The organism is Streptomyces sp. NPDC002577 (assembly GCF_053594815.1).
Map to the genome: position 1 here is coordinate 206,723 of NZ_JBSFWK010000010.1, position 24,704 is coordinate 231,426.

General features: G+C 69.7%; 25 protein-coding genes. 16 read left to right on the forward strand and 9 right to left on the reverse strand.

The features are described from left to right. Nucleotides 1-7: 7 nt before the first annotated feature. The 12 genes from ACWD4J_RS16935 (at nt 8) to ACWD4J_RS16990 (ending at nt 10,842) form a co-directional block, all read left to right on the forward strand. Nucleotides 8-1,264, forward strand: coding sequence for an acyl-CoA dehydrogenase family protein (locus ACWD4J_RS16935; protein WP_451396147.1), 1,257 nt, complete (start codon nt 8-10; stop codon nt 1,262-1,264). Next, entirely contained in the window at nt 1,261-2,037 is a 777-nt protein-coding gene (locus ACWD4J_RS16940; protein WP_451396148.1) for an SDR family oxidoreductase, read from the forward strand. Before ACWD4J_RS16935 ends, ACWD4J_RS16940 begins: the two co-directional genes overlap by 4 nt. After that, entirely contained in the window at nt 2,034-2,807 is a 774-nt protein-coding gene (locus ACWD4J_RS16945) for an SDR family NAD(P)-dependent oxidoreductase (RefSeq protein ID WP_451396149.1), read from the forward strand. The genes ACWD4J_RS16940 and ACWD4J_RS16945 overlap by 4 nt, the downstream gene beginning before the upstream one ends. Next, nucleotides 2,804-3,598, forward strand: a complete 795-nt coding sequence (locus tag ACWD4J_RS16950) for an enoyl-CoA hydratase/isomerase family protein (RefSeq protein WP_451396150.1) — start codon at nt 2,804-2,806, stop codon at nt 3,596-3,598. Before ACWD4J_RS16945 ends, ACWD4J_RS16950 begins: the two co-directional genes overlap by 4 nt. 29 nt (nt 3,599-3,627) lie before the next feature. Next, nucleotides 3,628-4,776 (forward strand): acetyl-CoA C-acetyltransferase, encoded by a 1,149-nt coding sequence (locus ACWD4J_RS16955; RefSeq protein ID WP_451396151.1) that lies wholly within the window; start codon nt 3,628-3,630, stop codon nt 4,774-4,776. A gap of 78 nt (nt 4,777-4,854) precedes the next feature. Beyond that, nucleotides 4,855-5,475, forward strand: coding sequence for a TetR/AcrR family transcriptional regulator (locus tag ACWD4J_RS16960; RefSeq protein WP_451396152.1), 621 nt, complete (start codon nt 4,855-4,857; stop codon nt 5,473-5,475). 178 nt (nt 5,476-5,653) lie between these two features. After that, nucleotides 5,654-6,847, forward strand: a complete 1,194-nt coding sequence (locus ACWD4J_RS16965; protein WP_451396153.1) for an ABC transporter substrate-binding protein — start codon at nt 5,654-5,656, stop codon at nt 6,845-6,847. 51 nt (nt 6,848-6,898) lie between these two features. Further along, nucleotides 6,899-7,258 carry a nuclear transport factor 2 family protein gene (locus tag ACWD4J_RS16970; RefSeq protein ID WP_451396154.1) on the forward strand — a complete coding sequence of 120 codons (360 nt, stop codon included), beginning with the start codon at nt 6,899-6,901 and terminating at the stop codon, nt 7,256-7,258. Between the two features lie 61 nt (nt 7,259-7,319). Beyond that, a complete protein-coding gene (locus ACWD4J_RS16975) occupies nt 7,320-7,703 on the forward strand; it encodes a hypothetical protein (protein ID WP_451396155.1) in 384 nt (127 codons plus the stop codon). A 66-nt stretch (nt 7,704-7,769) separates the two neighbouring features. Beyond that, the gene (locus ACWD4J_RS16980) at nt 7,770-8,090 is read left to right on the forward strand and encodes an EthD domain-containing protein (protein ID WP_451396156.1); all 321 of its coding nucleotides are present in this window, start codon (nt 7,770-7,772) and stop codon (nt 8,088-8,090) included. A gap of 113 nt (nt 8,091-8,203) precedes the next feature. Continuing rightward, nucleotides 8,204-9,706: a class I adenylate-forming enzyme family protein gene (locus ACWD4J_RS16985; RefSeq protein ID WP_451396157.1), complete on the forward strand. Its 1,503-nt coding sequence runs from the start codon at nt 8,204-8,206 to the stop codon at nt 9,704-9,706. A gap of 95 nt (nt 9,707-9,801) precedes the next feature. Continuing rightward, nucleotides 9,802-10,842: an MBL fold metallo-hydrolase gene (locus tag ACWD4J_RS16990; protein ID WP_451396158.1), complete on the forward strand. Its 1,041-nt coding sequence runs from the start codon at nt 9,802-9,804 to the stop codon at nt 10,840-10,842. Nucleotides 10,843-10,897: 55 nt separating this feature from the next. Here ACWD4J_RS16990 and ACWD4J_RS16995 read toward each other — a convergent pair whose 3' ends face one another. Genes ACWD4J_RS16995 through ACWD4J_RS17005 form a run of 3 tightly spaced genes read right to left on the reverse strand, consistent with a single transcriptional unit; the run spans nt 10,898 to nt 13,907 of the window. Further along, nucleotides 10,898-11,656: an SDR family NAD(P)-dependent oxidoreductase gene (locus ACWD4J_RS16995; protein WP_451396194.1), complete on the reverse strand. Its 759-nt coding sequence runs from the start codon at nt 11,654-11,656 to the stop codon at nt 10,898-10,900. A 29-nt stretch (nt 11,657-11,685) separates the two neighbouring features. Then, nucleotides 11,686-12,708 carry a phosphotransferase family protein gene (locus ACWD4J_RS17000; protein WP_451396159.1) on the reverse strand — a complete coding sequence of 341 codons (1,023 nt, stop codon included), beginning with the start codon at nt 12,706-12,708 and terminating at the stop codon, nt 11,686-11,688. After that, entirely contained in the window at nt 12,705-13,907 is a 1,203-nt protein-coding gene (locus ACWD4J_RS17005; protein WP_451396160.1) for an acyl-CoA dehydrogenase family protein, read from the reverse strand. Before ACWD4J_RS17005 ends, ACWD4J_RS17000 begins: the two co-directional genes overlap by 4 nt. A gap of 134 nt (nt 13,908-14,041) precedes the next feature. Here ACWD4J_RS17005 and ACWD4J_RS17010 point away from each other — a divergent pair, with 134 nt between their 5' ends. Continuing rightward, nucleotides 14,042-14,719 carry a TetR/AcrR family transcriptional regulator gene (locus ACWD4J_RS17010; protein WP_451396161.1) on the forward strand — a complete coding sequence of 226 codons (678 nt, stop codon included), beginning with the start codon at nt 14,042-14,044 and terminating at the stop codon, nt 14,717-14,719. 24 nt (nt 14,720-14,743) lie between these two features. Here the strand turns inward: ACWD4J_RS17010 and ACWD4J_RS17015 are convergent, their stop codons facing one another. After that, nucleotides 14,744-15,529, reverse strand: coding sequence for a glucose 1-dehydrogenase (locus ACWD4J_RS17015; RefSeq protein ID WP_451396162.1), 786 nt, complete (start codon nt 15,527-15,529; stop codon nt 14,744-14,746). Nucleotides 15,530-15,652: 123 nt separating this feature from the next. Here ACWD4J_RS17015 and ACWD4J_RS17020 point away from each other — a divergent pair, with 123 nt between their 5' ends. The 3 genes from ACWD4J_RS17020 (at nt 15,653) to ACWD4J_RS17030 (ending at nt 18,256) form a co-directional block, all read left to right on the forward strand. Then, on the forward strand, nt 15,653-16,378 hold the full coding sequence (locus ACWD4J_RS17020; RefSeq protein ID WP_451396163.1) for a TetR/AcrR family transcriptional regulator: 726 nt from the start codon (nt 15,653-15,655) through the stop codon (nt 16,376-16,378). After that, entirely contained in the window at nt 16,375-17,415 is a 1,041-nt protein-coding gene (locus ACWD4J_RS17025; protein WP_451396164.1) for an NAD(P)-dependent alcohol dehydrogenase, read from the forward strand. Before ACWD4J_RS17020 ends, ACWD4J_RS17025 begins: the two co-directional genes overlap by 4 nt. A gap of 64 nt (nt 17,416-17,479) precedes the next feature. After that, nucleotides 17,480-18,256, forward strand: a complete 777-nt coding sequence (locus tag ACWD4J_RS17030; protein ID WP_451396195.1) for an SDR family NAD(P)-dependent oxidoreductase — start codon at nt 17,480-17,482, stop codon at nt 18,254-18,256. A 110-nt stretch (nt 18,257-18,366) separates the two neighbouring features. On the opposite strand, the gene ACWD4J_RS17035 is transcribed toward ACWD4J_RS17030, so the two are convergent. From ACWD4J_RS17035 to ACWD4J_RS17055, 5 genes are all read right to left on the reverse strand, one after another. Further along, entirely contained in the window at nt 18,367-19,956 is a 1,590-nt protein-coding gene (locus ACWD4J_RS17035; RefSeq protein WP_451396165.1) for a glycoside hydrolase family 43 protein, read from the reverse strand. Nucleotides 19,957-20,231: 275 nt separating this feature from the next. Further along, on the reverse strand, nt 20,232-21,290 hold the full coding sequence (locus tag ACWD4J_RS17040) for a LacI family DNA-binding transcriptional regulator (protein ID WP_451396166.1): 1,059 nt from the start codon (nt 21,288-21,290) through the stop codon (nt 20,232-20,234). Between the two features lie 235 nt (nt 21,291-21,525). Next, entirely contained in the window at nt 21,526-22,464 is a 939-nt protein-coding gene (locus ACWD4J_RS17045; protein ID WP_451396167.1) for a carbohydrate ABC transporter permease, read from the reverse strand. After that, nucleotides 22,464-23,348: a carbohydrate ABC transporter permease gene (locus ACWD4J_RS17050; protein ID WP_451396168.1), complete on the reverse strand. Its 885-nt coding sequence runs from the start codon at nt 23,346-23,348 to the stop codon at nt 22,464-22,466. Before ACWD4J_RS17050 ends, ACWD4J_RS17045 begins: the two co-directional genes overlap by 1 nt. 10 nt (nt 23,349-23,358) lie before the next feature. Then, a complete protein-coding gene (locus ACWD4J_RS17055) occupies nt 23,359-24,696 on the reverse strand; it encodes an ABC transporter substrate-binding protein (protein WP_451396169.1) in 1,338 nt (445 codons plus the stop codon). Nucleotides 24,697-24,704: the final 8 nt, after the last annotated feature.

The following is a 24,704-nucleotide window of genomic DNA, read 5'->3' on the forward strand; positions in this document are numbered from 1 at the left end:
AGCAATCGTGGACTTCGGATTCTCGCCACGGGCGAGTGAACTCCAGGACCGCATGCGGTCGTTCATGGAGCAGCACGTCTTCCCCGCGGAAGCGGTCTACGACCGGCAGATCGCCGAGGCGGACGACCCGCACGCGCTGCCGCCGGTGATGACCGAGCTGAAGGAGAAGGCACGCGCCGAGGGCCTGTGGAACCTTTTCATGGCGCACGGCGACTGGGGTGCGGGGCTCACCAACCTCGAGTACGCGCCGCTCATGGAGCTGGCGGGCCGCTCCATCATCGGCCCCGAGGTGTTCAACTGCTCGGCGCCCGACACCGGCAACATGGAGCTGCTCGCGCTGTACGGCACCCCCGAGCAGCAGGAGCGCTGGCTGAAGCCCCTGCTGGAGGCGGAGATCCGGTCGTGCTTCGCGATGACCGAGCCCGAGGTCGCCAGCTCCGACGCCCGCAACATCCGCACCCGTATCACCCGCGACGGCGGCGACTACGTCGTCAACGGCCGCAAGTGGTACACCTCCGGCATCCTCGACCCCGACTGCAAGCTGATCATCCTGATGGGCAAGACCGACCCGGACGCGCCCACCTACCGGCAGCAGAGCATGCTGCTCATCCCCCGTGACACCCCGGGCGTCACGGTCGTGCGCGACCTGCCGATGTTCGGCTACACCGACCGGTGCGGGCACGGCGAGGTCCTCTTCGAGGACGTCCGCGTACCGGTGGAGAACATCCTCAGCGGCGAAGGAGAGGGCTTCGCGCTCGCGCAGGGACGGCTCGGCCCGGGACGCATGCACTACGCGATGCGCGCAGTCGGGTTCGCCGAGCGCGCCCTGCAGCTGATGTGCGAGCGCGCCACCGAACGCATCGCCTTCGGCGGGCCGCTCGCCGACCGGGGCGTGGTGCGTGAGTGGATCGCCCGCAGCCGCATCGAGATCGAGCAACTGCGCCTCCTCGTCCTGAAGTCCGCCTGGCTGATGGACACAGTCGGCAACGCCGCCGCCCGTATGGAGGTCGCCGCGATCAAGGTGGCGGCGCTGGAGATCGCCCACAAGGTGGTCGACCGCGCGGTGCAGGCGCACGGCGCGGCGGGCGTCAGCGACGACACCGTACTGGCCCGGCTGTACGCCATCACGCGGGCGCTGCGCATCGCTGACGGCCCCGACGAAGTGCACCTGCGGACGGTGGCCCGCCAGGAACTCGCCAAGTACAAGCAGAACCCCGCGAAGGCCGAGCAGCAGAAGACCGACACGAAGGCAGGGGCAGCGTGAACGCCAACACCCTCGACGGCAAGGTCGCCGTCATCACCGGCGGATCCCGCGGGATCGGCCTCGGCATCGCCACCGCCTACCGGGCGGCCGGCGCCCATGTGGTGATCGCGGCCCGCAAGGCGGCCGGACTCGCCGAGGCGCGCGAGGAGCTGCTGCGCGTCAAGGGCGACGGCGACATCCACACGGTCGTCGCCAACGCCGGCGAACCCGACCAGGCAGAGGCCTGCATCGACGAGACCATGGCGCGCTTCGGCCGGGTCGACATCCTCGTCAACAACGCGGCGACCAACCCGTACAACGGCGACCTGCTCGACCTGGACCTGCCGCGCGCCGAGAAGACGGTCCGCGTCAACCAGTACGGCGTGATCGCCTGGACCCGCTGCGCCTGGCGGGCCTGGATGGCCGAGCACGGGGGAGCGGTCATCAACATCGCGTCCGTCGGCGGGCTGATCGTCGACCCGCACATCGGCTACTACAACGCCACCAAGGCCGCCATGCTGCACATGACCCGGCAGCTCGCGTACGAACTCGGGCCGCGGGCACGGGTGAACGCCATCGCCCCCGGACTGATCAAGACGGAGCTGGCGCGGGCCGTGTGGGAGGTCCGCGAACCCATCCTCACCGCCAAGCTGCCGCTGCGGCGCCTCGGCACGGTGGAGGACGTGGCGAACGCGGCGGTGTTCCTGGCCTCCGACGCCTCGTCCTGGATGACCGGCCAGACCCTGGTGCTCGACGGCGGCGCGACCGCCCTGCCGATCGGGGTGGACGAGTGAGCGCGCCGCTGCCCGCTGCCGACTTGTTCTCGCTGGAGGGCAGGACGGCCATCGTCACGGGTGCCTCCGCGGGGCTCGGCGCACGCTTCGCCGCCGTCCTCGCCCAGGCCGGCGCCACCGTGTTCGCCGCCGCACGCCGCATCGACCGGCTGAAGGAACTGGCGGACTCCGACGCACGCATCCACCCCGTGGCCTGCGACGTCTCGCTCGAGGCCGACCGCACGCGGCTGGCCGAGACCGCGCTGGCCGCCACCGGCCGCATCGATGTCCTGGTCAACAACGCGGCCAGCTCCGGCGAGACACGTGCCGAGGACGAGTCCTCGGACGCCTTCGCCGACGTCCTCGGTGTCAACCTCACCGCGCCCTTCCACCTCGCCCGGCTCACCGCCGAGGCGCCCGCGCCCACCACAGGCAAGAGCATCATCAACGTCTCCTCCATCCTCGGCCTGGTCTCCGCCGCCCCCCTCGGCGGCGCGAGCTACTCCGCGTCCAAAGCCGGACTCATCGGCCTGACCCGCGAGCTGGCCGGACAGTGGGGCCGCGGCGGAATCCGAGTGAACGCCCTCGCCCCCGGCTGGTTCCGCACCGAGATGACCGCGGACCTCTTCGGCGACGAGCGCTCCAGCCGCTGGGTCGACCGCAACACCCTGCTGCGCCGAGGTGGCGACGCCCACGAACTCGACGGCGCGCTGCTGTTCCTCGCCTCGGACGCCTCCACGTACTGCACCGGCCAGGTCCTGACCGTCGACGGTGGATGGACGGCGCGATGAGGGTCGGCATCGACATCCAGAACGGCGGTCTCGCCCGCGTCACCTTGCGCCGGGGCGAGGCGGGAAACGCCATCGACCTGGAGATGGCGCGCGGACTGCTGGAGGCGGCCCGGGCCTGCGCTCGTGAGCCCGTACGGGCCGTGCTGCTCACCGGGGAGGGGAAGTCCTTCTGCGTCGGCGGCGACCTCAGGGAGTTCTCGCAGCTCTCAGGTGAGGCGCTGGAGAAGCACCTCATCGCGGTGACGGACGCGCTGCACGACGCCCTGCGCACCTTCGCCGCGATCGACGCGCCCCTGGTGGCCGCCGTGCAGGGCGCCGTCGCCGGCGCGGGCATCGGTCTGGCAGCGGCAGCCGATGTGACCCTCGCCGCCGACAACGCCTCGTTCACCGCCGCGTACACCGGCATCGGCTACTCACCGGACGCCGGAGTGAGCTGGTCGCTGCCCCGCCTCATCGGACCAAAGCGGGCCCTGGACTTGTTGCTGACGAACCGCCGGATCCCGGCGGCGGAAGCCGCGGCGCTCGGTCTGGTGAGCCGGGTCGTCGCCGCCGACGAGCTGGCCGCGGAGGCCGCGCGGACGGCCGAAGTCCTGCGCCGTGGGCCCACCGTCGCTTTCGGCGCCACCCGTCGGCTCGTCGCCGCCGGACTGACCGCGGACCTCGGCCCGCACCTGGACCGCGAGGCCCGCGCGCTCGCCGCAGCGGCCGCCTCGGACGAGGGACGCGAGGGTGTCGCCGCGTTCCTCGGCAAGCGGGCGCCCGACTTCACGCATAACCGGCCCCGGCCCTGATCCCGTACTCGAATCCCATGGAGTCCACCGTGTCGGAAGCATTCATCGTCGGAGCCGTCCGCACCCCCGTAGGCCGCCGCAAGGGCGCGCTCAGCGGCGTGCACCCCGCCGACCTCGGCGGCCATGTGCTGCGCGCCCTGCTGGAGCGCACCGGTGTCGACCCGGGCGCCGTCGACGACGTGTTCTTCGGGTGCGTCAGCCAGATCGGCGCACAGACCGGGAACATCGCCCGCACCGCGTGGCTGTCGGCCGGGCTGCCCCAGCACGTCCCCGGCACCACCATCGACCGCCAGTGCGGCTCCTCGCAGCAGGCCGTGCACTTCGCCGCCCAGGCGGTCGGCTCCGGCGCCGCCGACCTCGTCGTCGCCGGTGGCGTCGAGGTGATGAGCCTGGTGCCCATCGCAAGCCCGATGTTCGTCGGCGAGCAGGCCGGCCTGGGCAGTCCGTACGCGGGGGACGGCTGGCGTGAGCACTTCGGGGATCAGGAGGTCTCGCAGTTCCGCGGGGCCGAGCTGATCGCCGAGAAGTGGGGCATCGCCCGCGCGGACATGGAGCAGTTCGCGCTCACCAGCCACCAGCGTGCCCTCGCCGCCCAGAAAGAAGGGGCCTTCGACGAGGAGATCGTGCCGGCCTTCGGGCTCACCGCCGACGAAGGCCCGCGCGCCGACACCACGCTCGAAAAAATGGCGGGCCTGAAGACCCTCATCGAGGACGGCCGGCTGACCGCAGCCGTCTCCAGCCAGATCTCCGACGGCGCCGCCGCCCTGCTCATCGCCTCCGAGGACGCGGTACGCCGCCACGGCCTGACCCCGCTCGCGCGCGTGCACACCATGGCTGTGGTCGGCTCGGACCCGATCCTCATGCTGACCGGTCCGATCCCCGCCACCGAGAAGGTGCTGGACAAGGCCGGGCTTTCGATCGACGATATCGACCTCGTCGAGATCAACGAGGCCTTCGCCTCCGTCGTCCTCGCCTGGCAGAAGGAGATCGGGGTCGCCCCGGAGCGGGTCAACGCCTTCGGCGGTGCCATAGCACTCGGCCATCCGCTCGGCGCCACGGGCGCCCGGCTCATGACCACGCTCGTTCACCAGCTGCGCAGGACCGGCGGGCGCTACGGTCTGCAGACGATGTGCGAGGGCGGCGGGATGGCGAACGCGACCGTCGTCGAGACTCTGTGAAGCCGATTGGCAACTGAGTTCAACTTGGGTTTACTCTCGGCGTACGGACACGTTGTGTGACGGCCCAGGAGAGAGGTCATGACAAGGATCGTTGAACCGGAGGCGGGACCGCGGTCCAAGCGCGCGGCCATTCTCACGGCGGCCGTGGACTGCTTCGGCGAGACCGGCTTCGAGGCCACCAAGTGGTCCACGGTGGCCGAGCGGGTCGGCATCGGACAGACCGCCCTCTACCACTACTTCGAGTCGAAGACCCACTGTCTGCTGACGATCATGCGGCTCGAACTGCAGCGCTCCCACGACCGGTTCGTCGAGGCGACCACGGGCAACGCGGACCCGGTCGAGGCGCTGCGGGCCGCGGTCCGCGCGGCGTACGACGTCTCCCCGCACGAGGTCCTGCAGATGCGCATCCTGCAGAACCACATGGACCTGCTGTCGGGGGCGCGAAGGTCCAAGCGCGAGGAGGCCGAGCGGGTCGCGGCCCGGCAGTTGGTCCAGGTCGTGGAGAGGGACTGGACGACCCTGCTGGTGAAGGGCATGTCCCAGGGTGCCTTCCCGCTGCGGGACGCCCAGCTGCTCGGTGCGAGCGTGCTCGGCCTGATCGTCAGCGTCTGGCGGTGGTACCGGCCGTCCGGGCCGACGCCTCTGTCGGAGATCAGCGAGCTGATCGAGGGCGCCTGCGTGCGCATGGTGGCCACCTGACGCGCTGAGCGGCCCCGCACATCGCGGCCCCCTGACGGATGTCCGTCAGGGGGCCGCACTCTTCTCCCGCTCCGATCCGAAGTGATCGAGTACGTAACCGACCATTGCCACCTGTGTTTCCACGCGATTAAAATCCGAACTGAATTGAACTTAACTCAGGTTGATCTGAGGAGGGGTCATGCGACGACGCACCACACGCGCGCTCATCGCCGCACTCGCCGCCATGCTCGCCCTGGTGGCGAGCGCATGCGGCACCGGAGGCCCCTCGACGGTGGGGGCCGACAAGGTCATCAGGATCGGCGCCTGGTACCCGCTCACGGGAGCCCTGGCCTCCTTCGGCATCCCCGAAAAGGCAGGCGTCGACGCGTACTTCAAGTCGGTCAACGCACGTGGCGGCATCAACGGCCGAAAGATCGACTGGATCGTCAAGGACAACGCCTTCGATCCGCAGCAGACCGTGCAGATCGCCCGCCGGCTCGTGGACCAGGACGGGGTCGTGGCGATCGTCGCGACCAACGGCACCGCCCAGTCCCAGGCCACCTTCCCCTTCGTGCTCGAGCAGTCGAAGGTGCCGGTCCTCAACCCCCTGGGCGGCGACGCATCCTGGTACGACCCGCCCCGCGACGGACTGTTCGGTCTGCAGACCCTTTATGAGGACCAGGCGGCCGCACTCGGGGACTGGGTGGCGCGCGACGGGGCCAAGAAGGTGCTCGTCGTGCACAGCGACCCGGCGGCGTTCGTGAACGTCGCCAAGCAGATCGGTCCCGCCGCCCGCAAGACCGATCCGTCGGTCCAGGTGAAACGCCTGACGGTCAAGTTCCAGACCACCGACTACAGTCCGGTCATCAGCAAGGTGAAAGCTCAGAAGCCCGACGCTGTCGTGCTGATCCTCGCGGCCGCGGAGGCCGCGGCCTACCTCAAGGAAGCCAAGCTGCAGGGGCTTTCCGTGCCTGTGTACGGCTACGCGCCCGTGGCGGCGCAGTCCACGCTGACGCTGGCGGGCAAGGCGGCCGAGGGGCTCAAGGCGGTGCAGCTGGTCAAGTCGCCGCACGACGACGACCCAGCCGTCAAGGAGTTCCGCAAGGCGATGGCGAAGTACGAGCCGGGGCAGCCGGCCGACTTCATCACCCTATGGGGCTGGGAAGCTGCGAAGGCGTTCGTCGAGATCGCCGAGACCATCGACGGGCCAGTGACCGCAGAGTCGCTGACCCGGGCTTACGAGAACGCACGCCACGTCGACACAGGCGTGGGACCGGTCCTGAACTTCAGCGCGGGGCACCACCTCGGCACCCGCGACGTACAGAAGCTCGTCGTCAGGAACGGCCGCTGGGAGTCGCAGGGAGACTTCTTCACGCCGCCTTCCCGCGGCTGACGTCCATCCCCGACCGCGGTTGCACCCCTTCCCACCAGTGAGAGGACACCCATGGCCAGCGTGTTGCGCGCCTACATGGCACGTATGGACAGCCACCACCCCGAGCAGGCACTCGAACTCATCGCACCCGACTTCCGTTTCCTCATCGCCCTGCCCGGCCGCGAAGCGACGGGCTGGTCCAAGGACGACTTCGCGGACTACATCGCGGGCCGCAACGCGGTCGAGAGGGTCCACGACATCCTCCGGTACAGCTCCGACGGCGATCTGGAGACCGCGTACGGAGTGGTGAAGGAGTCCGGGAAGGCCGTCGGGTCCTTCCTGTCGGCGGCGGTTGTCACGCCCGACGGGCAGATGGCGCGCTATCAGTCCTTCTTCACGACGACATTCGACCTCATCGACGGGCCGGAGTAGCCGCCCGGCCGTATGCCGTTGGGTCAACACGCCGCACCGACCGAGCCGCAAGGAGGCTGACATGACCGACACCGCCACCACTGCCGCCGCACCCTTCCTCACCGCATGGTTCGAGATCCTCGACAGTGACGAGCCGAACCGGATCCTGGACCTGATCAGCGACGACTTCTCCCTCTCCATCCTGTTCTCCACCGGCGACGGCAACGCGACCGACTTCGCCGGGGATCGTGCCGCGCTGGTCGGCTACCTGGAGCAGCGCGAGAGGGGCACGCGCACCCACCATCTGCTGTCCGCGACCACCCTCGGCCAGGACGAGCTCTTCCTCGGAGAGGTACGGCGCGGGGGCGTTCCCGAGGCGAGTTTCGTCGCCGCCGGGCGGGTGGACGACAACGGCCGCCTGAGCCGTCTACTGATCGGCCGGTCGTCCGAGATCCGTTTCGACTGAACACGACCGACCCGTTGAACACCTTCCGTTGAACACGTTGCAACTGACCACGTACGGAGGACAGTCATGTACAACCTCGTCCTGATGGCAGCCCGGCCCCCCGAGTGGACGCACGAGCAGTTCATCGACTGGTGGCGCGGCGACCACGCGGAGCTGACCTACCGTCTGCCCGGCCTCCGAGCCTGGCGGCACACCGAGATCGACCAGGCCCTGGAGAAGCGCTCCGAGGGCTGGGACGGGATCTCCGTGCTCAGCTTCGACTCGCCGGAGGACCTGAAGAAGGCCCTCACGAGCCAGGAGTGGGCAGATGCGGTCGCACAGGTCGGGGACATGAAGGGCCGCCGGATCGCGGTGATGGGTCACGAGGCGGAGATGTTCACCGGCTGAGGCACGCGGATCGGCCGTTGACCAGTGCGTCGGCTTTCGTGGCACGGCATCGACGGCAGCCGTTCACAGCAGGGTTCATGACGGAGTTCGGCACAGCGTAGCGAGGAAGCGGGATGCGACAGGTAGTGCGGGAGTTCCAACAGAGCGCCGAACGGGCGGACTTCGTCGCCGTCATCGACGACACGGGGAGCCATACGGCGCGCGAGCTGCTTGCCGACGCGGCGCGGCTCGCCGAGGTGATGTTCCCCGACGGGGCCGGCGGCACCGTCATGCTCCAGGCTGACAACTCGTGGCGCACCGTCGCCGCCACGCTGGCGGTGGGCCTGAGCGGGGGAGTCCTCGCCGTGGTGAACCGGCACACCACCCGCGCAGAGTTCGCCGCGGCCTTCGAGGACATCCGTCCGGACGCCGTCGTCGCCGAGCCCTCGGCGATGGACGAATGGGCGGTGCCCGAGCTGCTGCAGGGACGGGCGGACGGCACGGTACTCGACGGCTGGACCTGCCTCTCCGCGGCCGGGAAGCCAGATGTCTCACGCTGGTCGGGTGGCGTCCTCATCGGACTGACCTCCGGGTCGACCGGACGTCCCAAGGGCGTCGTGCAGTCCGAGGAGGCCCTGCGCTACGCCGGCTCGAGCACCATCGAGATCAACGGCCTGACCCGCGGCGACGCCGTGGCCGCGATCGTGCCGCTGTCGTCGACGGCCGCGTACTGCTTCGGCGTCTACCTCTCGCTTCTCCTGGGCGGCCCGCTCGTTCTGACGTCGAAGTGGGACCGTGCCGTGGCGCTGCAGCGGATGGCCGAAGCCGAGGTCCGCTGGACCATGTGCGTGCCGACGATGGCGCTGCAGATGGGCGCCGAGGCGGCAGGTTCCGGCATCCTCACGGGAGTCCGCGCGATCACCGTGGGCGGCGGCCCCATGGATCGTGGAGCTCTCGCACGCGCAGAACAGTCCCTCGGCACGAAGATCCTCCGGGTCTTCGGCATGTCCGAGTGCCTCGGCCACACCTCTCCCAGCGCCGACGACCCAGAGGAGATCCGCCTCGGCAGGGACGGCCGTCCCTTCCCTGGAACCGACCTCCGCGCCATCACGCCCGAGGGGATCGAAGCCGGACCGGGCACGTCCGGCCGCGCCCAGGTCCGCGGCCCCTCCCTCTTCCTCGGCTACGCACGGGACGGCAGGGTCGAGCCGCCCGCGCTGACGGAGGACGGCTACTTCCCCACCGGCGATCTGCTGATGACCCACGAGGACGGGACCATCAGCATCATGGGCCGTGAGAAGGATGTCATCATCCGTGGCGGCCGCAACATCGACATCACCGAGATAGAGCGGGCGGTCGCCAGCTACCCGCGCGTGGCCAGGGCCTGTGTCGCGGCCGTCCCGGACGAGGTGCTCGGCGAACGTGTGGCGCTCCTCGTCGTCACCGAGGACGGCAGCGGCATCGACCTCGCGGAGGTGACCGGGCACCTGGAGAGCGTCGGCCTGTCCAAGACCAAGTGGCCCGAGTACGTGTACGGCATCGAGGAGCTGCCCCAGACCAAGGTCGGAAAGCTCGACCGAGCCGGCGCCCGCGAACTGGCCAGCCGACTGAACATGCGTACTCCCGATCCGGCCTGATCCAAGACACACACCTGATCCAAGGACACACCGGTCGGCAGGCTCACACGCATCCCCGGCCCTGATGCACAGCGGTACACGAGCAAGGGAGAGTCATGACAACGCGGTTCGACCAGGGCCCATGGGCCGCAGCCGGAGTCCAGACCGTGCAGCCCGGGGTGCACCGCGTTCCTCTTCCGCTGCCCAACGACGGCCTCCACGCGGTCAACGTCTATCTGCTGGAGAACCTCGCGGACGACGACGGCATCGTCATGATCGACGGCGGCTGGGCGATCCCGGAGGCGCGCAAGGCGCTCGAGGAGGCCATGGCCGCCATCGGCCGCGACCTCGGCGACATCAGCCACATCCTGGTCACGCACATCCACCGCGACCACTACACGAACGCCGTGGAGCTGCGCCGGCTGCTGGGTTCACACGTGTACCTGGGCGCGGGCGAACGGCCGGGCCTGGAGATGCTCGACCGGCTGCGCAGCGACGAACCCGCCGGCTCACTGGAGACGTTGCGCAGGGCGGGCGCCGGCGAACTGGCCGACCGCATCCAGGCGATGGACCACGGCGGCTACGACCCGAGCGTGTGGCAGACCCCCGACCGCTGGCTCGGCGCGGAAACCCTCCGCTTCGGCGACCACGAGCTGCACGTCGTACCCACACCCGGCCACACCAAGGGACACGTGGTCTACCTGGACGAGCAGCGCGGACTGCTGTTCTCCGGGGACCACGTCCTGCCGCACATCACGCCGTCCATCGGCTTCGAACTGGCCGAGCCCGGAGGCAAGCCGCTCGCCGACTACCTCGACTCACTGCGGCTGATGACGCGTTACGCCGACGCCCGCCTGATGCCCGCGCACGGCCCGGTCGCCGACAGCGCCCACGCACGCGTGGCCGAGCTGCTCGCGCACCACGACAACCGGCTGGCGCAGAGCCTGACAGCGCTGGGTGACGGCACACACGACGCCCACGCGGTGGCGCGCCAACTGGGCTGGACGCGCCGGGAGGTGCCGTTCGGGGAGCTCAGCGCCTTCAACCAGATGCTCGCGGTGAACGAGACGGCGGCGCACCTGGACGTCCTGGTGCTGCGGGGGCAGGTTGCGGTGGCGTTCGTGGACGGGGTGAACCAGTACACGCGCGTGCAGTGACACCGCACATACGAACAGGGGGCGCAGCAGTTGCCGCGCCCCCTGTTTCGTGATGTCAGCGGGCCGTCCAGCCGCCGTCCACGTACAGCTCGGAGCCGGTGACGAAGCTCGCGTCCGGGGAAGCGAGGAACGCCACCGCCCCCGCGACCTCGTCGGGCTTGCCCAGCCGGCCCAGCGGCGTGCCCTCGACCATGGCGGTGTGCCGGGGCGTGCCCTGCCACAGCTCGCGTGAGCGGGGCGTCTCGATGAAGCCGGGGTGGATCGAGTTGACGCGCACGCCGCGCGTGGCCCAGTGCAGTGCGGCGTTCTTCGTCATCAGCCGTACCGCGCCCTTCGCGGCGTGGTACGAGAACTGGCTCCCGAAGCCGCCAACGGTGCCGAAGATCGACGCGATGTTGACGACGGAGCCGCCACCGGAGCGTTCGATCGCGGGCCCGCCGTGCTTCATGCCGAGCCAGACACCGGTCTGGGTGACCGCTATGACCTTGTCCCAGGACTCCCGCGTCTCCGTCTCCACGGTCCGCATCTCGGCGATACCCGCGTTGTTGACGAGCACGGACAGGCCGCCCAGCTCGGCGACCACCCGCTCGACCACTTCGCGCCATGCCTCCTCGTCGCTGACGTCCAGGGCGAGGCCGAGCGCCCGCGCCCCCTCGGCCGCCAGCTCCTTCGCCAGCTCCTCGCAGCGGCCGGCGTCCACGTCGGTCACCACGACCGCGGCGCCCTCGGCGGCCAGCCGGCGCGAGACGGCATCTCCTATGCCGCCGGTCGCGCCCGTGATCAGTGCTACCTGTCCGGACAGCCGTTCGTGCATGAGATTCCTTCCGGTCGACGTGTCAGTGGTCATGGCAGCAGCTCCAACCCCGAGCGCAGCAGTGCCGGCACCGCGGAGCCGACGCGCTCGAAGCCGGCGCCGAGGGTCTGTCCCGCGAGGTAGCGGGCGTGGATCCCCTCCGCGATCACAGCGAGCTTGAAGCACCCCAGCGCCTGGTAGTAGTCGACGGCTTCGATGTCCCGGCCGGACTTCTCGGCGTACCGCTCGGCCAGTTCACGGCCCGAGGGGAATCCGGGGTTGGCCGTCGGGACGTGGCGGGCTCCGAGTACCGGTTCGCAGGCCGGATCCCAGTACATGAGCAGCATCCCGAGATCGGCGAGAGGATCACCGAGGGTGGCCATCTCCCAGTCGACGATCGCCGCGATCCGCCCGAGGTCGCCGGGCGCCAGGATGGTGTTGTCCAGGCGGTAGTCGCCGTGCACGATCGCCGGGGCGCCGCTCGCGGGCAGGGCGCGGGCGAGCCTGCCGTGCAGCTCGTCCAGGTCGGGCAGCGCCCGCGTGGCGACTCTGTCCCACTGCCCGCGCCACCGCCGCACCTGCCGTTCGAGATATCCGTCGGGGCGGCCGAAGTCGCCGAGGCCGACGTCGGCGGCGTCGACCGCGTGAAGTGCCACCAAAGCGTCCACGAGTGCCTCGGCGGCGCGCCGGGCATCGGCGGGCGCCAGCGCGGCGGCTTCGTCGCCGTCGCGCAGCACCGGGCCCTCGACGAAGTCGACCACGCAGAACGGCGCACCGATCACCTCCGGGTCCGTGCACGACAGCACGGCCCGGGCGACGGGCACGCCGGTGCCGCCGAGCGAGGCGACGACGCGGTACTCGCGGTCCATGTCGTGCGCGGTCGGAGTCAGCACGCCCAGCGGCGGCCGGCGCAGCACCCAGCGGTGCGTCCCGTCCGTCACCTCGTACGTCAGATTGGACCGGCCACCGTGCATCAAACGCACCGTCAACGGCCCCTCGTACCCTGGCACGTTGCGCTCGAAGTGGTCCTGCAGCGCGGGAACATCGACCCCGACCACGGCCGTCTCCGTCACTGCGCGGCCCTCCGCTCCTTCGCCGCCCGCACCGCGCGTTTGGCGATGGCCCAGCGGTGCGTCTCGGAGGGGCCGTCGTAGATACGGAACGGACGCACCTCCCGGTACAGCCGCGACAGCGGCGCGTCCCCCGAGATACCGAGCGCGCCGCACACCTGCACGGCGCGGTCGACCACCCGGTTCACCGCCTCGGAGACGTACGTCTTGGCGATCGAGGTGTGCTGGGCGGCCGAGCGGCCCTGGTCCAGTTCCCAGCAGGCGCGCCACAGCACCGCACGGCTGGTCTCGATGTCGATCTCGGAGTCGGCCAGCAGCTGCTGCACCATGCCCAGTTCGGCCAGCGGTCCGCCGAAGGCCGAGCGGCCCGCCGCGCGCTCGAGGGCGATGTCCTGGGCCCGGCGCGCCACCCCGAGCCAGCGCATGCAGTGGGTCATACGCGCGGGGCCGAGGCGCACCTGCGCATACCTGAAGCCCTGGTCGACCTCGCCCAGCACATCGCTGTCCGCGACCTCGCAGCCCTCGAAGACGACCTCGCTGTGTCCGCCGAACAGGCCCTGGTCCAGAGTGTCGATGTTCCGGACGATCTTCATACCCGGATTGCCGGCATCCACGAGGAACATCGTCGCGCCGCCCGCGTCGCCGGGCCCGCCGCTGGTGCGCGCCATGCAGATGGCGAAGGCCGCTCCGTCGGCGCCACTGATGAACCACTTGCGGCCGTCGATCCGCCAGCCGCCGTCCGTCTTCGTCGCCGTCGTGGTGAGCGCACGCGGGTCGGATCCCGCGCCGGGCGCCGGCTCGGTCATCGCGAAGCAGGAGCGGGCCTCACCGGCGGCCAGCGGGCGCAGGAACCGCGCCTTCTGCTCCTCGGTGGCCACTACCTCGAGCAGGTGCATGTTGCCCTCGTCGGGCGCCGCGCAGTTCAGCGCGAGCGGCCCGAGCAGCGAGTACCCGGCCGCCTCGAACACCACCGCCTGCCCGCGCAGGTCAAGCCCGAGTCCGCCGAACTCCTCCCCGACATGCGGAGCGAAAACCCCCGCCGCACGGGCTGCCTCCTGCAGCCGCCGCCGCAGCGGTTCCGGTCCGTCATGGACGTTCCCACCGCACGCCTGCTCCTCCGGTATGACCACATCGCGTACGAACTCGGTGGTGCGCCGCGCGATGCCGGCGATCCGTTCGTCGATCTCGAAGCTGATGGACACATCTCACCCCTGATCTTGGCTACTGACCATTAGCCATAACAGAGGTGGGAGGAGCTTCGTGTCAAGGGTGCGGGCTATAGTGGCTGGCCCAGGCAGATAAGATCGGCTAATTCTCAGTAGCTTCAGGGGGGCGTGTGAGCGCATCTCAAGGCGGGCCCTACGAGCGTCCGCACCGGCCCGCGCGGCGCGAGGACACGCCCACGGCCGATCGCCGGTCCGCGATCCGGCAGGCAGCGCTGCGGTTGTTCGCCGAGCAGGGCTACCGGTCCACCACCATGACCGACATCGGAGCCGCCGTCGGCATCCGCGGCCCGAGCCTCTACAAACACGTTGCTTCCAAGCACGAGTTGCTGGCCGAGATCATGATCGGAACGATGGAGCAGCTCATCGCGGACAACACGGCGGCCGTCGCCGGCACCGACGATGTGCGGGAGCAGCTGCGCCGCGCCGTGGAGGCGCACATCCGCTACCACGCGCGCCATCGCCTGGAGGCCTTCGTCGGCAACCGTGAGATCGGCAGCCTGGAGCAGCCCGACCAGGAGCGGGTGCTCGGCGGCCGCAGCGACTACGAGCGCCGCTTCCGTGAGTTGATCGAGCAGGGTGCCGCCGAGGGTGCCTTCCACGTCCAGTCGGCCAGGATCGCCTCATACTCGATCCTGGACATGGGCATCGGCGTGGCCAGCTGGTTCCACGAGGGTGGCGAGTTCTCCGTCGACCAACTCGCGTACCAGTACGGCGACATCGCGCTGCGGATCGTGGGCGCGCGGCCCCCGGCCGTCTCGTACGAGGAGACCGACCCGGCGCGCCCGTGAACCTGCCTGTCCGTCGCTGAGCGGTCAGTACTTGTAGGACTGGCCGCCGTCGATCGGAATGACCGCCGCGTTGATGAACTGGGCGTCGTCCGACAGCAGGAACGCCACGAGGTGGGCGACCTCCTCGGGCCTGCCGAAGCGCTTCATCGGGTTCACGCTGACGAACTGCTTGCCGGCCTCTTGCGGGTTCTCCGGGTCGAGCTGCCGGAGCGACGCCTCCACCATGGGCGTCATGATCGCGCCCGGCGCTATCGCCTTGACCGACACTCCGAACTGGCCGTACTCAATGGCGGAGTTGCGGGTGAGGCCGACGACGCCGTGCTTGGCCGCGGCGTACCCGGACTGGTTGCCGACGCCGCGGATACCGCCGACGGAGGCGGTGTTGACCACGCTGCCGGAGCCCTGCTTCTTCATGACGCCGAGGACGTGCTTCAGGCCCAGGAAGACGCCGCGCAGATTGATCGACAGGACCCGGTCGAACTCGTCCGAGCCGAAGTCCTCGGTCAGATTCTGCTTGCCCTCGATGCCGGCGTTGTTGAAGAAGCCGTCGATACGGCCGAAGGCGGCCAGGGTCTCGGCGACATAGCGCTCGACGTCCTCCTCGGAGGAGACGTCGGCGGTGATCGTGATCACCTCGGTGCCGGGGGATGACTTCTCGACGGCCGCGGCGGTCTCGGCGAGCCCCTGCTCGTTGACGTCGACCAGCGAAAGACGGGCGCCCTCGTCGGCGAGCTGGAGCGCCGCGGCCTGCCCGAGGCCCGAAGCGGCTCCCGTGATCAGTACGGCCCGGTTGGTGAATCTGTTGCGCACAGCTGTCTCTTCCTCGAGATCGGATCTTCGTCACCGAGCTTAACGTGATGATGTCCCAGTGGGACAAAAGTCCTCCCGGGACTCATGTCCCATCGGGACATGACCGGGAGTACCATCGGGGGCATGACGGCGATGAAGCCCTCCAAGCCCTCCAGCCGCACCACAGGCGGCATGCCTCCGGTCGAGGACCGCAGGCAGCGAAAGGCCCGGCAGACCCGGGAGGCGATGGCCGCGGCGGCCATCGATCTGATCCTCGAGCGCGGCCTCGCGGCCGTCACCGTCGAGGCGATCGCCGAGCGTGCCGACGTCACGCGCCGCACCTTCAGCCGCCACTTCAAGGGCAAGGAGGACGCAGCGCTCGACTTCACCCGGGCCGACGGGGACAACATCAACACTGCCCTGCGCGCCCGCCCGGCCGACGAGCCGCCGTTCGTCGCTTACCGCAACGCCGTCGGGGAGTGGCTCGCCGCCCGCGAGACGCTCGGCGGACAGCCCTACGCGCGGTGGCAGGCACTGCTGCGGCTCACGGACACCGAGCCGGCGTTGTTCGCGGCGTACGAGCGGATCCGGGTCGACGCCCAGGACGACTCCGTGGTGATCATCGCCGAACGGCTCCGCACCGATCCCGACCGGGACCTGCGTCCCGCCGTCGTGGTGGGCGCCGCCGCCGGAGTGCTCACCGCGGCCCTCCGCACCTGGGCGCGCCAGGAGCACGCGGACGGCCGGGGCCTGCTGGCGTGGGTGAACCAGGCCTACGACGCCCTCATCGAACAGGCGGCCGGAGCGACCGGCCCCGACGTGACCGTCGACAACAACGAAGTGACCATGGACAAAGAGGTCGAATCATGAAGGCACTGCAGTACCGGGAGATAGGCGCAGCACCCGAGGTCGTCACCGTCCCCGATCCGGAGCCGGGCCCCGGACAGGTTCTGCTCAAGGTCACCGCCGCGGGCGTGTGCCACTCCGACATCGCCGTGATGGAGTGGCCCGCCGAGGGCTTCCCGTACGAGCTGCCGCTGACGCTCGGCCATGAGGGCGTCGGCACGGTGGCCGCACTGGGCGAGGGTGTGACCGGTCTGGCGGAGGGCGACGCGGTCGCCGTGTACGGCCCGTGGGGCTGCGGGACCTGCGCCAAGTGCGCCGAGGGCAAGGAGAACTACTGCCTGCGCGCCGGCGAGCTGGGCATCTTCCCGCCCGGGCTCGGCGCTCCCGGCTCGATGGCCGAGTACATGCTGGTCGACGACGCGCGGCACCTGGTGCCGATCGGCGGTCTCGACCCGGTCGCCACCGTGCCGCTGACCGACGCCGGCCTCACCCCGTACCACGCGATCAAGAAGTCGCTGCCCAAGCTGGTCCCCGGCTCGACCGCGGTCGTCATCGGCACCGGCGGCCTCGGGCACGTCGCCATCCAGCTGCTGCGCGCCATGACCGCCGCCCGCGTCATCGCACTGGACGTCAGCGACGACAAGCTCGCCCTCGCCCGCACCGTCGGCGCCCACGAGGCCGTGCTGTCCGACGCGCAGGCGGCCGCCAAGGTCCGCGAGCTGACCGGTGGCCTCGGCGCGCAGGCCGTCTTCGATTTCGTCGGCGTCGAGCCCACCGTGAAGACCGCCGGTGCCGTCGCCGCCGTCGAGGCCGACGTGACCATCGTCGGCATCGGCGGGGCCGCGCTTCCCGTCGGCTTCGGCCACCTGCCGTTCGAGGTCTCCGTCACCGCCCCGTACTGGGGCAGCCGCGGCGAGCTCTTCGAGGTCCTGGACCTCGCCCGGGCGGGCGCCGTCTCCGTGCACACCGAGACGTTCTCGCTCGACGAGGCACCCCTCGCGTACGAGCGGCTGCACGCAGGCAAGATCAACGGCCGCGCTGTGATCCTCCCCAACGGCTGATCTCGCACAGCAACGAGAGCGCCGGCAACGAGCCCGCACAGCAGCGAACGACCAGAAAGAAGCACTGAGCACCTTGAGCACCACCGAATACGCCACCGAGTTCGCCGGCAAGACCGCGATCGTCACCGGCTCCGCCTCGGGCATCGGCCTCGCCGTGGCCCGCCGCCTCGGCCAGACCGGCGCGGCCGTCGTCATCGCCGACTACAACCTCGAGGGCGCCGAACAGGCCGCCGAGCAGCTCAAGTCGGAGGGCATCAAGGCGGCCGCCGTGCGCGTCGACGTCTCCGACGCCGCATCGGTCGAGGCCGGCGTGCGCTTCGCCGTCGACACCTTCGGCGCCCTGCACCTGGCGGTGAACAACGCGGGCATCGGCGCCGACGGCACCCCCGTCGGCGAGTACGACATCGACGTCTGGAACCGTGTGGTCCGCACCGACCTCGATGGCGTCTTCTACTCGATGCGCTACGAGATCCCCGCGATGCAGGCCGCCGGCGGCGGCGCCATCGTCAACGTCTCGTCCATCCTCGGCTCCGTCGCCTGGGCGGGTTCCTCCGCCTACGTCGCCGCCAAGCACGGCGTCATCGGCCTGACCAAGACCGCCGCCCTCGAGTACGCCGACAAGGGAATCCGCATCAACGCGGTCGGCCCCGGCTTCATCGAGACCCCCGCCCTACAGGCGATGGACCAGGAGGCCTACGCCGGCCTCACCGCCCTGCACGCCACCGGCCGCCTCGGCCGCCCCGAGGAGGTCGCCGAACTGGTCGCCTTCCTCCTCTCCGACCGCGCGTCTTTCGTGCACGGCAGCTACCACCTGGTCGACGGGGCGTACACCGCGCGCTGAACCGAGGCAGTGCCGACTCCGTCAGGGGCCACCCACTTGGGGTGGCCCCTGACGCGTGTGGCGATGTCCGTGCCCTGCACCCATGCGGCACTGTCGCTGCCCGGCGGGTCTCACGGGCCTTCGCGCAACTCGAAGAAGCCGAAGTCCGCCTCGGTCCGGGTGCCGCCGAGATCCTGGGCGCAGACGCCGACGAACGCACCGGTGAACCGGAGGCGGTCCCCGTAGTCGTCGGACAGCTTGGTGGCGTCCAGGACCGGGCCGATCCGCTGCCACACGGACCCGTCCGGCGAGGCGGAGAACCGAAGTTCGGCACCGTCGAAGCGGGCACGCAGACGGACCTGCGGCCATGCGTCGATGTCGATGCCGGCATCGGGGAGCTCGCGGTAGCTGCCGTCGTCGCTCACGGTGATCCCGAGGACCCGGCCGCGCCCTTCGGCGTGGGTGATCCGCAGGTAGTAGTGGGTGGTGGTGTCGTACCAGCAGATCAGGCCCGCGAGCTGCGAGTAGTGGGACGGACGGAAGTCGACGACCGTGGTGGCCTCGCAGTGCACCGAGGTGAGCCGCCGGGCGACGAGGCTCTGGTCGAAACGTGAGTGGAGGCTCTGCCGGCCGCGTAGCCGCAGCCATCCGGGGCGTTCGGTCAGGCTCAGCCAGGAGTCGTCGGCGGGAACGCGCAGGGTGCTCCAGTCCGAGCCGAGAACCGGGGTGTCGAAGTCGTCGCGCACGACGGGCGCGAGGGCCGGTCGCGGCTCCACCCCTGTGGGCGCCGGAACCTCCACCCGCGGCCGGTTGTCGCCGTGGGCGAGCCGCAGCCACCCGTCGTCGGTCCAGGTCAGGCGCTGCAGACAGCTCTCGCGGCCGAGGACGCAGCGGGGGCCGTCGGGCGTTTGCACCGGGCGGGAGGCCAGGTGGACGAGATACCACTCACCGTCCGGTGTCTCGACCAGCTCGCCGTGACCCGCCTTCTGCAGCGGCCACTCCGGCACGTCCCGGGTCGTGAGGAGCGAGCCCTCGGGGTCGAGTTCGTAGGGGCCGGTCAGCTCGCGCGAGCGGGCCATCAGGATCCCGTGGTTCCACCCGGTGCCACCCTCGGCGAGCATCAGGTAGTACCAGCCGTCGCGGCGGTAGACGTTGGGACCCTCGATGAGTTCGTCGTGCGTGAGGATCGTGCGAGGCTGTCCGATCAGGGCCTTCTTCCCGGCGTCGTACTCCTGGAGCAGGATCCCGGCGAACGACGGGTGCCCGTCACGGTGGTCCCACTGCATGTTCAGCAGCCAGGTGCGCCCGTCCTCGTCGTGGAAGAGGGACGGATCGAATCCCGAGGAGTTCAGGAAGACCGGCTCCGACCAGGGGCCCTCGATGGAGGGCGCGGTGATCAGGTAGTTGTCGACGTCCTTGTAAGGGCTGCCGACGGTCCGCACGATGGTGTAGACGAGCCAGAACCGGCCGTCGTGGTACGACAGTGAGGGCGCCCACACCCCGGCCGAGTCGGCGACTCCGCGCAGGTCGAGCATGCCGGGGTGGTCCAGGATGTGACCGGCCGGCTCCCAGTCGGCCAGATTCGTCGAGCGATGCACGCGTACGCCCGGGAACCACTCGAAGGTCGACGTGGCGAGGAAGTACTCGCCGCCGACGCGCAGGATGCTCGGGTCCGGGTGGAATCCGGGCAGCACGGGGTTGTGCATCTGGCCCGAAGGCATACGAGTCCTTTCGCCGGGCCCCGGTCATCAGCAGGTGCCGGCCCGATGCGTCGAAGTTCCGAGCCCCGGCGCCGGTGAACCGCTGAAGCCGCGGGCAGCCGTGACACGTGGTCAATCTAGAAACCGGTTGCTGCCGAGTCAACGCCCTCGCGGCGGCCCGTGGTCACTCGAAAATTTCGATGCCGCCGACGACTTCGGAGTTCCGGCCGATGAAGGCGCCGATGAGTTCGGAGCCTCCGGCCGACGGCGGTGTGGCGTACCGGACGACGCACATGTCATCCGCGGCGCGGCTCGCGCTCCGCGCGCGGCGGAGCCGTGCTCGCGCGCTCGACCAGCCGCGTGGGCAGTTCCGTGCGGGCGCTTTCCGGTGCCTGGCCCGCCATGAGCCGGACCAGACGGCGCACCGCTGTCGCGGCCATCTCCGAGAAGGGCTGGTGGACGGTCGTGAGGGCGGGGGACGCCCAGCGCGCCTCGGGGAGGTCGTCGAAGCCGACCACGCTGATGTCGTCCGGCACCCGCAGGCCGCGCAGCGCCAGGGCCTCGTAGGCACCGAGAGCCATCTTGTCGGAGCAGACGAAGACGGCGGTCGGCGGCTCGGGCAGGTCGAGGAGTTCGAGCATCCGGCGGCGGGCGACGACCTCGTCGAAGTCGCCGTAGCGAAGGTACTCGGGACGGGGTCGCACGCCCGCTGCCGCGAGCGCCGAGCGGTAGCCGGCGACGCGGGCGCTGCTGCACAGCTTGCGCTGGTAGCCGGCGATGACGGCGATGCGCTCGTGCCCGAGGGAGAGGAGGTGTTCGGTGGCGGTGGCGCCGCCGTGCCCGTTGGCCGCGCCCACCGACACGACTCCCGGCGGCGGCTCGTGGGCCGGGTCGATCATCACGAACGGAATGGCGTGTTGCTCGAGCCAGGCGTACTGGGAGGTGGTCAGCTCGGCCAGGTTGAACAGCACCCCGGACGAGCCGCGGGCGGTGAGCTTGTCCAGCCAGCCGCGCGCCGACCGCCCGCCCCCGGTCCGGGTCAGGCCTGCCGAGACCACCACTTCCAGGCCCGCCTCGTGCGCCGCCTCCTCCACGCCGTGCAGCACCGCGGCGGACCAGGAGCTCTCCAGCGAGTGCACGACGAGGTCGACCAGGCCGAGGGCCTTCGTCGTGTCCGTCCGGGGTCTTCGCACGTAGCCGAGCCGTTCGAGCGCCTCGGTGACCCGGCGGCGCGTCTCCGGCGCCACGTCCTCGCGGCCGTTGACGACCTTGGACGCGGTCGGCACGGACACCCCGGCCTCGCGGGCCACGACCGCCAGCGTCGGCCCGGTCGTCGCGCTCCCGCCACGCACCATCGCGGCTCCACCTCCCAGGCCCGTCCCGAGGGCCGGCGAAATCGTCGAACGCGTCGCTCGCACGGCGCAGACACGCGCCGCGTAGCAACCGTTACCTACACTAAACCCGCCTCAACACCGCGTGAAGAAGGAAGAATTCACAGGGCTGCGCCAGCCCTAGGGCTTCGAAACTTCGAACAGGGAGGCCTTGCAGGCGCTCCGCAGAGCCGACCTGTGAAACTGGTTGTGCTCATGGTCACTTGAGGGCTCCCAACGTGACGCCGGTCCGCCAGTAGCGGCGCATCGCGACCATCATGATCGCCATGGGCACGATGGACAGCAGGGCGCCGGTCAGGACGAGGCTGGTCAGGTCGACACCCGACTCCACGCGTTTGCCGGTCCAGTTGTACAGGCCCAGGTTCAGGGTCCAGTTCTCCTCGCCCCGCAGTACGGTCAGGGGCAGGAAGAACGCGTTCCAGGTGTTCACGAAGGCGAGCAGGAACACCGTGGCCCCACCCGTCGTCATCATCCGCAGCACGATGCTGAAGAAGATCCGCAGCTCCCCGGCGCCGTCGATACGGGCCGCCTCCAGCAGCTCGAACGGAATGGTGGCCTCGGTGTAGACCTTGGCCAGGTAGACGCTGAACGGGTTGATCAGGCAGGGGATCAGCATCGCCCAGGGGGTGTCGACCAGCCCGATCGCCGAGAACAGCAGGTACAGCGGCAGGGTGAGCAGGGCGATGGGGATGAGGAAGGAACCGACCACGCAGGCGAACACCGCGCTGCGCCCGGGGAAGTCGAAGCGCGCCAGGCCGTAGCCCGTGGCGAGGGCGATGAGGGTGCCACCCAGGGAGCCGACTCCCGCGTACAGGAACGAGTTGGCGGTCCAGCGCAGGAAGATGCCGTTCTCGTAGGTGAAGACCTGGTGCAGGTTGTCCCACAGATGCCAGCCGGAGAACCACAGCCCGTTGCTCTGGTACAGCCCGACGCGGTCCTTGGTCGAGGCCACGATCAGCCACCACACCGGGAACAGGCTGTAGACGCTGGCCAGGACCAGTCCGACGAGGAGGAAGCGCTGGCCGCCCCGGCTGCGTGCGGCGGGATCCGGGCGGGTGAGCCGTCGCGTGGTGCGTCCGCGGGGCGGCTCGGTGCCGGTTGCCGTGCCGTTCTCCTCACGGTTTTCCGTCAGCGCCATCAGTCCGCCTCCCTCGAGGTCAGCCGGTAGAAGAGGAAGGACGCGACACCGAGAATCAGGGCGAGGAGGACCGACAGGGCCGCGGCGTAGTGGTAGTTGCCGGCGTTGAACGCCTGGTTGTAGATGATCATGATCGGCGTGAAGCTGTCGCTGACGGTCTGCGGGGTGATGTTCCGGAACAGCGCGGGTTCATTGAAGATCTGCAGCATCTGGATGATCGAGAGCAGGGCGGTCAGGACGAGCGCCCCGCGCACGAACGGGACCTTGATGCTCAGCGCGATCCGCAGCTCCGAGGCGCCGTCGAGGCGTGCGGCCTCGAACAGCTCGCGGGGCACGCCCTGGAGCGCCGAGTAGATGATCACCATGTTGTAGCCGATGCCGTGCCAGGTCAGCAGGTTGCCGATGGCCGGCCACACCATCGACGGCGAGAAGAAGTTCCAGTGGAACCCGAACAGATTGCCGAGCGGCGTCAGCGGGCCCACGTCGGGACTGTAGAGGTTGATCCACACAATGGCCGCGACCACCCCGGGGATCATGTACGGGACCAGCAGCAGGATCCGGAACCGGCCGGCCACCCGCGAGGTGACCGCGTCCAGGAGCATCGCCAGCACCAGGCTGATGAGCAGCATGAACGGGATCTGGACACAGGCGAACAGCACCACCCGCAGGATGGACGTCATGAACGCCGAGTCGGTCAGGCCGTTGCTGTAGTTCTCCAGCCCGACGAACTCCGTGGTGGCGCCGCCGAGGCCGAGTCCTGACTGCTTCTGCAGGTACAGCGACTGGTAGACGGCGTAGCCGATGGGGAGCAGATACAGGAAGACGAATCCGAGCTGGAAGGGCACCGTGAACGCGGCACCCTTCCAGCGCTGGGAGCGAATCATCGAGTGTGCCTCAGCCCTTGACGCTGATGCCGCGCTGCTTCAGGTCGTTGACCGTCCACTCCTGCATGTGCGCAAGCAGGTCGGTGACCTTCTCCTTCTTGCTGACCACCTTGGCCCACTCGTCCTGCATCTCCGTGAACATCGCGGTCCAGTTCGGGCCGAAGGTCCAGTCGGTGGTGATGGTGCCCAGGCTGTCCGTCACGATCTTCTTGGCCGGCTCGTAGTTCTTGCCGAGCAGCTTCTCGGAGATCGCCTCGGAGACGTACGAGTCGCTGTCGGCCAGCGCCGGCATCACGCCGCTGCCGGTCTCCGGGCTCGCCATGGTCTTGACCGCGCCGGCGTCGGTGGACATCCACAGCGCCGCCTCAGCGGCCTGCTGCTTGTTCTTGCACTGCTCGCTCACCAGCGTCAGGTTTCCGCTCTGGTTGGTCCCCGCCGGCGTCTTGGGCGCCTCGCCCTTGTAGGTCGGCCAGGGGGCCAGCGCCCAGTCGCCGAAGGACTTGGTGAAGTTCTGCACCATGCCGGACATCTGCCAGGTGGAGATCTGCCGCGTCGCGGTGCCGCCGTTGTCGTAGTTGCGCTGCACGGCCGCGTAGTCCGCGAAGGAGAGCTTGGAGTTGAGGTCGTTGTCGATGATCTCCTGGATCACCTTCGCCGCCTTGAGGCTGCCCTCGTCCTGGAAGTTCACCTGCCAGGAGTTGCCGTCGATGGCGTACCAGTGCGCGCCGGCCTGCATGGCGAGCACCTCCAGGGTGCTCGGGTCCTCACCGGCGTAGTTGGTGAGCTTGATGCCGTGCTTCTTCAGGACCTTGCCCGCGGCGATGAAGTCGTCCCAGGTGGCCGGCGGCTCCAGGCCGTACTTCTTGAAGATGTCGGTGCGGTAGATGGTGAAGGCGGGCGCCGAGCTGGTGGGGACGCCGTAGATCTTGCCCTGCACCTGGCCGGTGGCCCACGAGCCGGGGTTGAACTTGTCCTTGCTGGACTCGACGTACTTCGTGATGTCGGCCAGCGCGCCCTGCGAGACCCAACTCGTCACGTACTCGCCGGTGTTCTGCAGCAGGCAGGGGGCGTTCTTGGCCTTGACGGCGTTCGTCAGCTGCTTCTGCATGGTGAGCTGGTCGGTCACCTTGGTGTACTTCAGCTTGACGTCCTTGTGGCTGGCGTTGAACGCCTTGACCACGGCCTCCTGGCCGTTGGCCCAGCCCCAGAAGTCGAGGGTGACCGGGCCGGAGGACTTGGACTCGGACTCTCCGGAGCCGGATCCGCCACACGCGGAGAGCAGACCTGTCAACGCGATACCGGCGACGGCGACGTGGGCGAACCTTCTCCGGGGGCTGCTGGAGTTCATCTTACGGT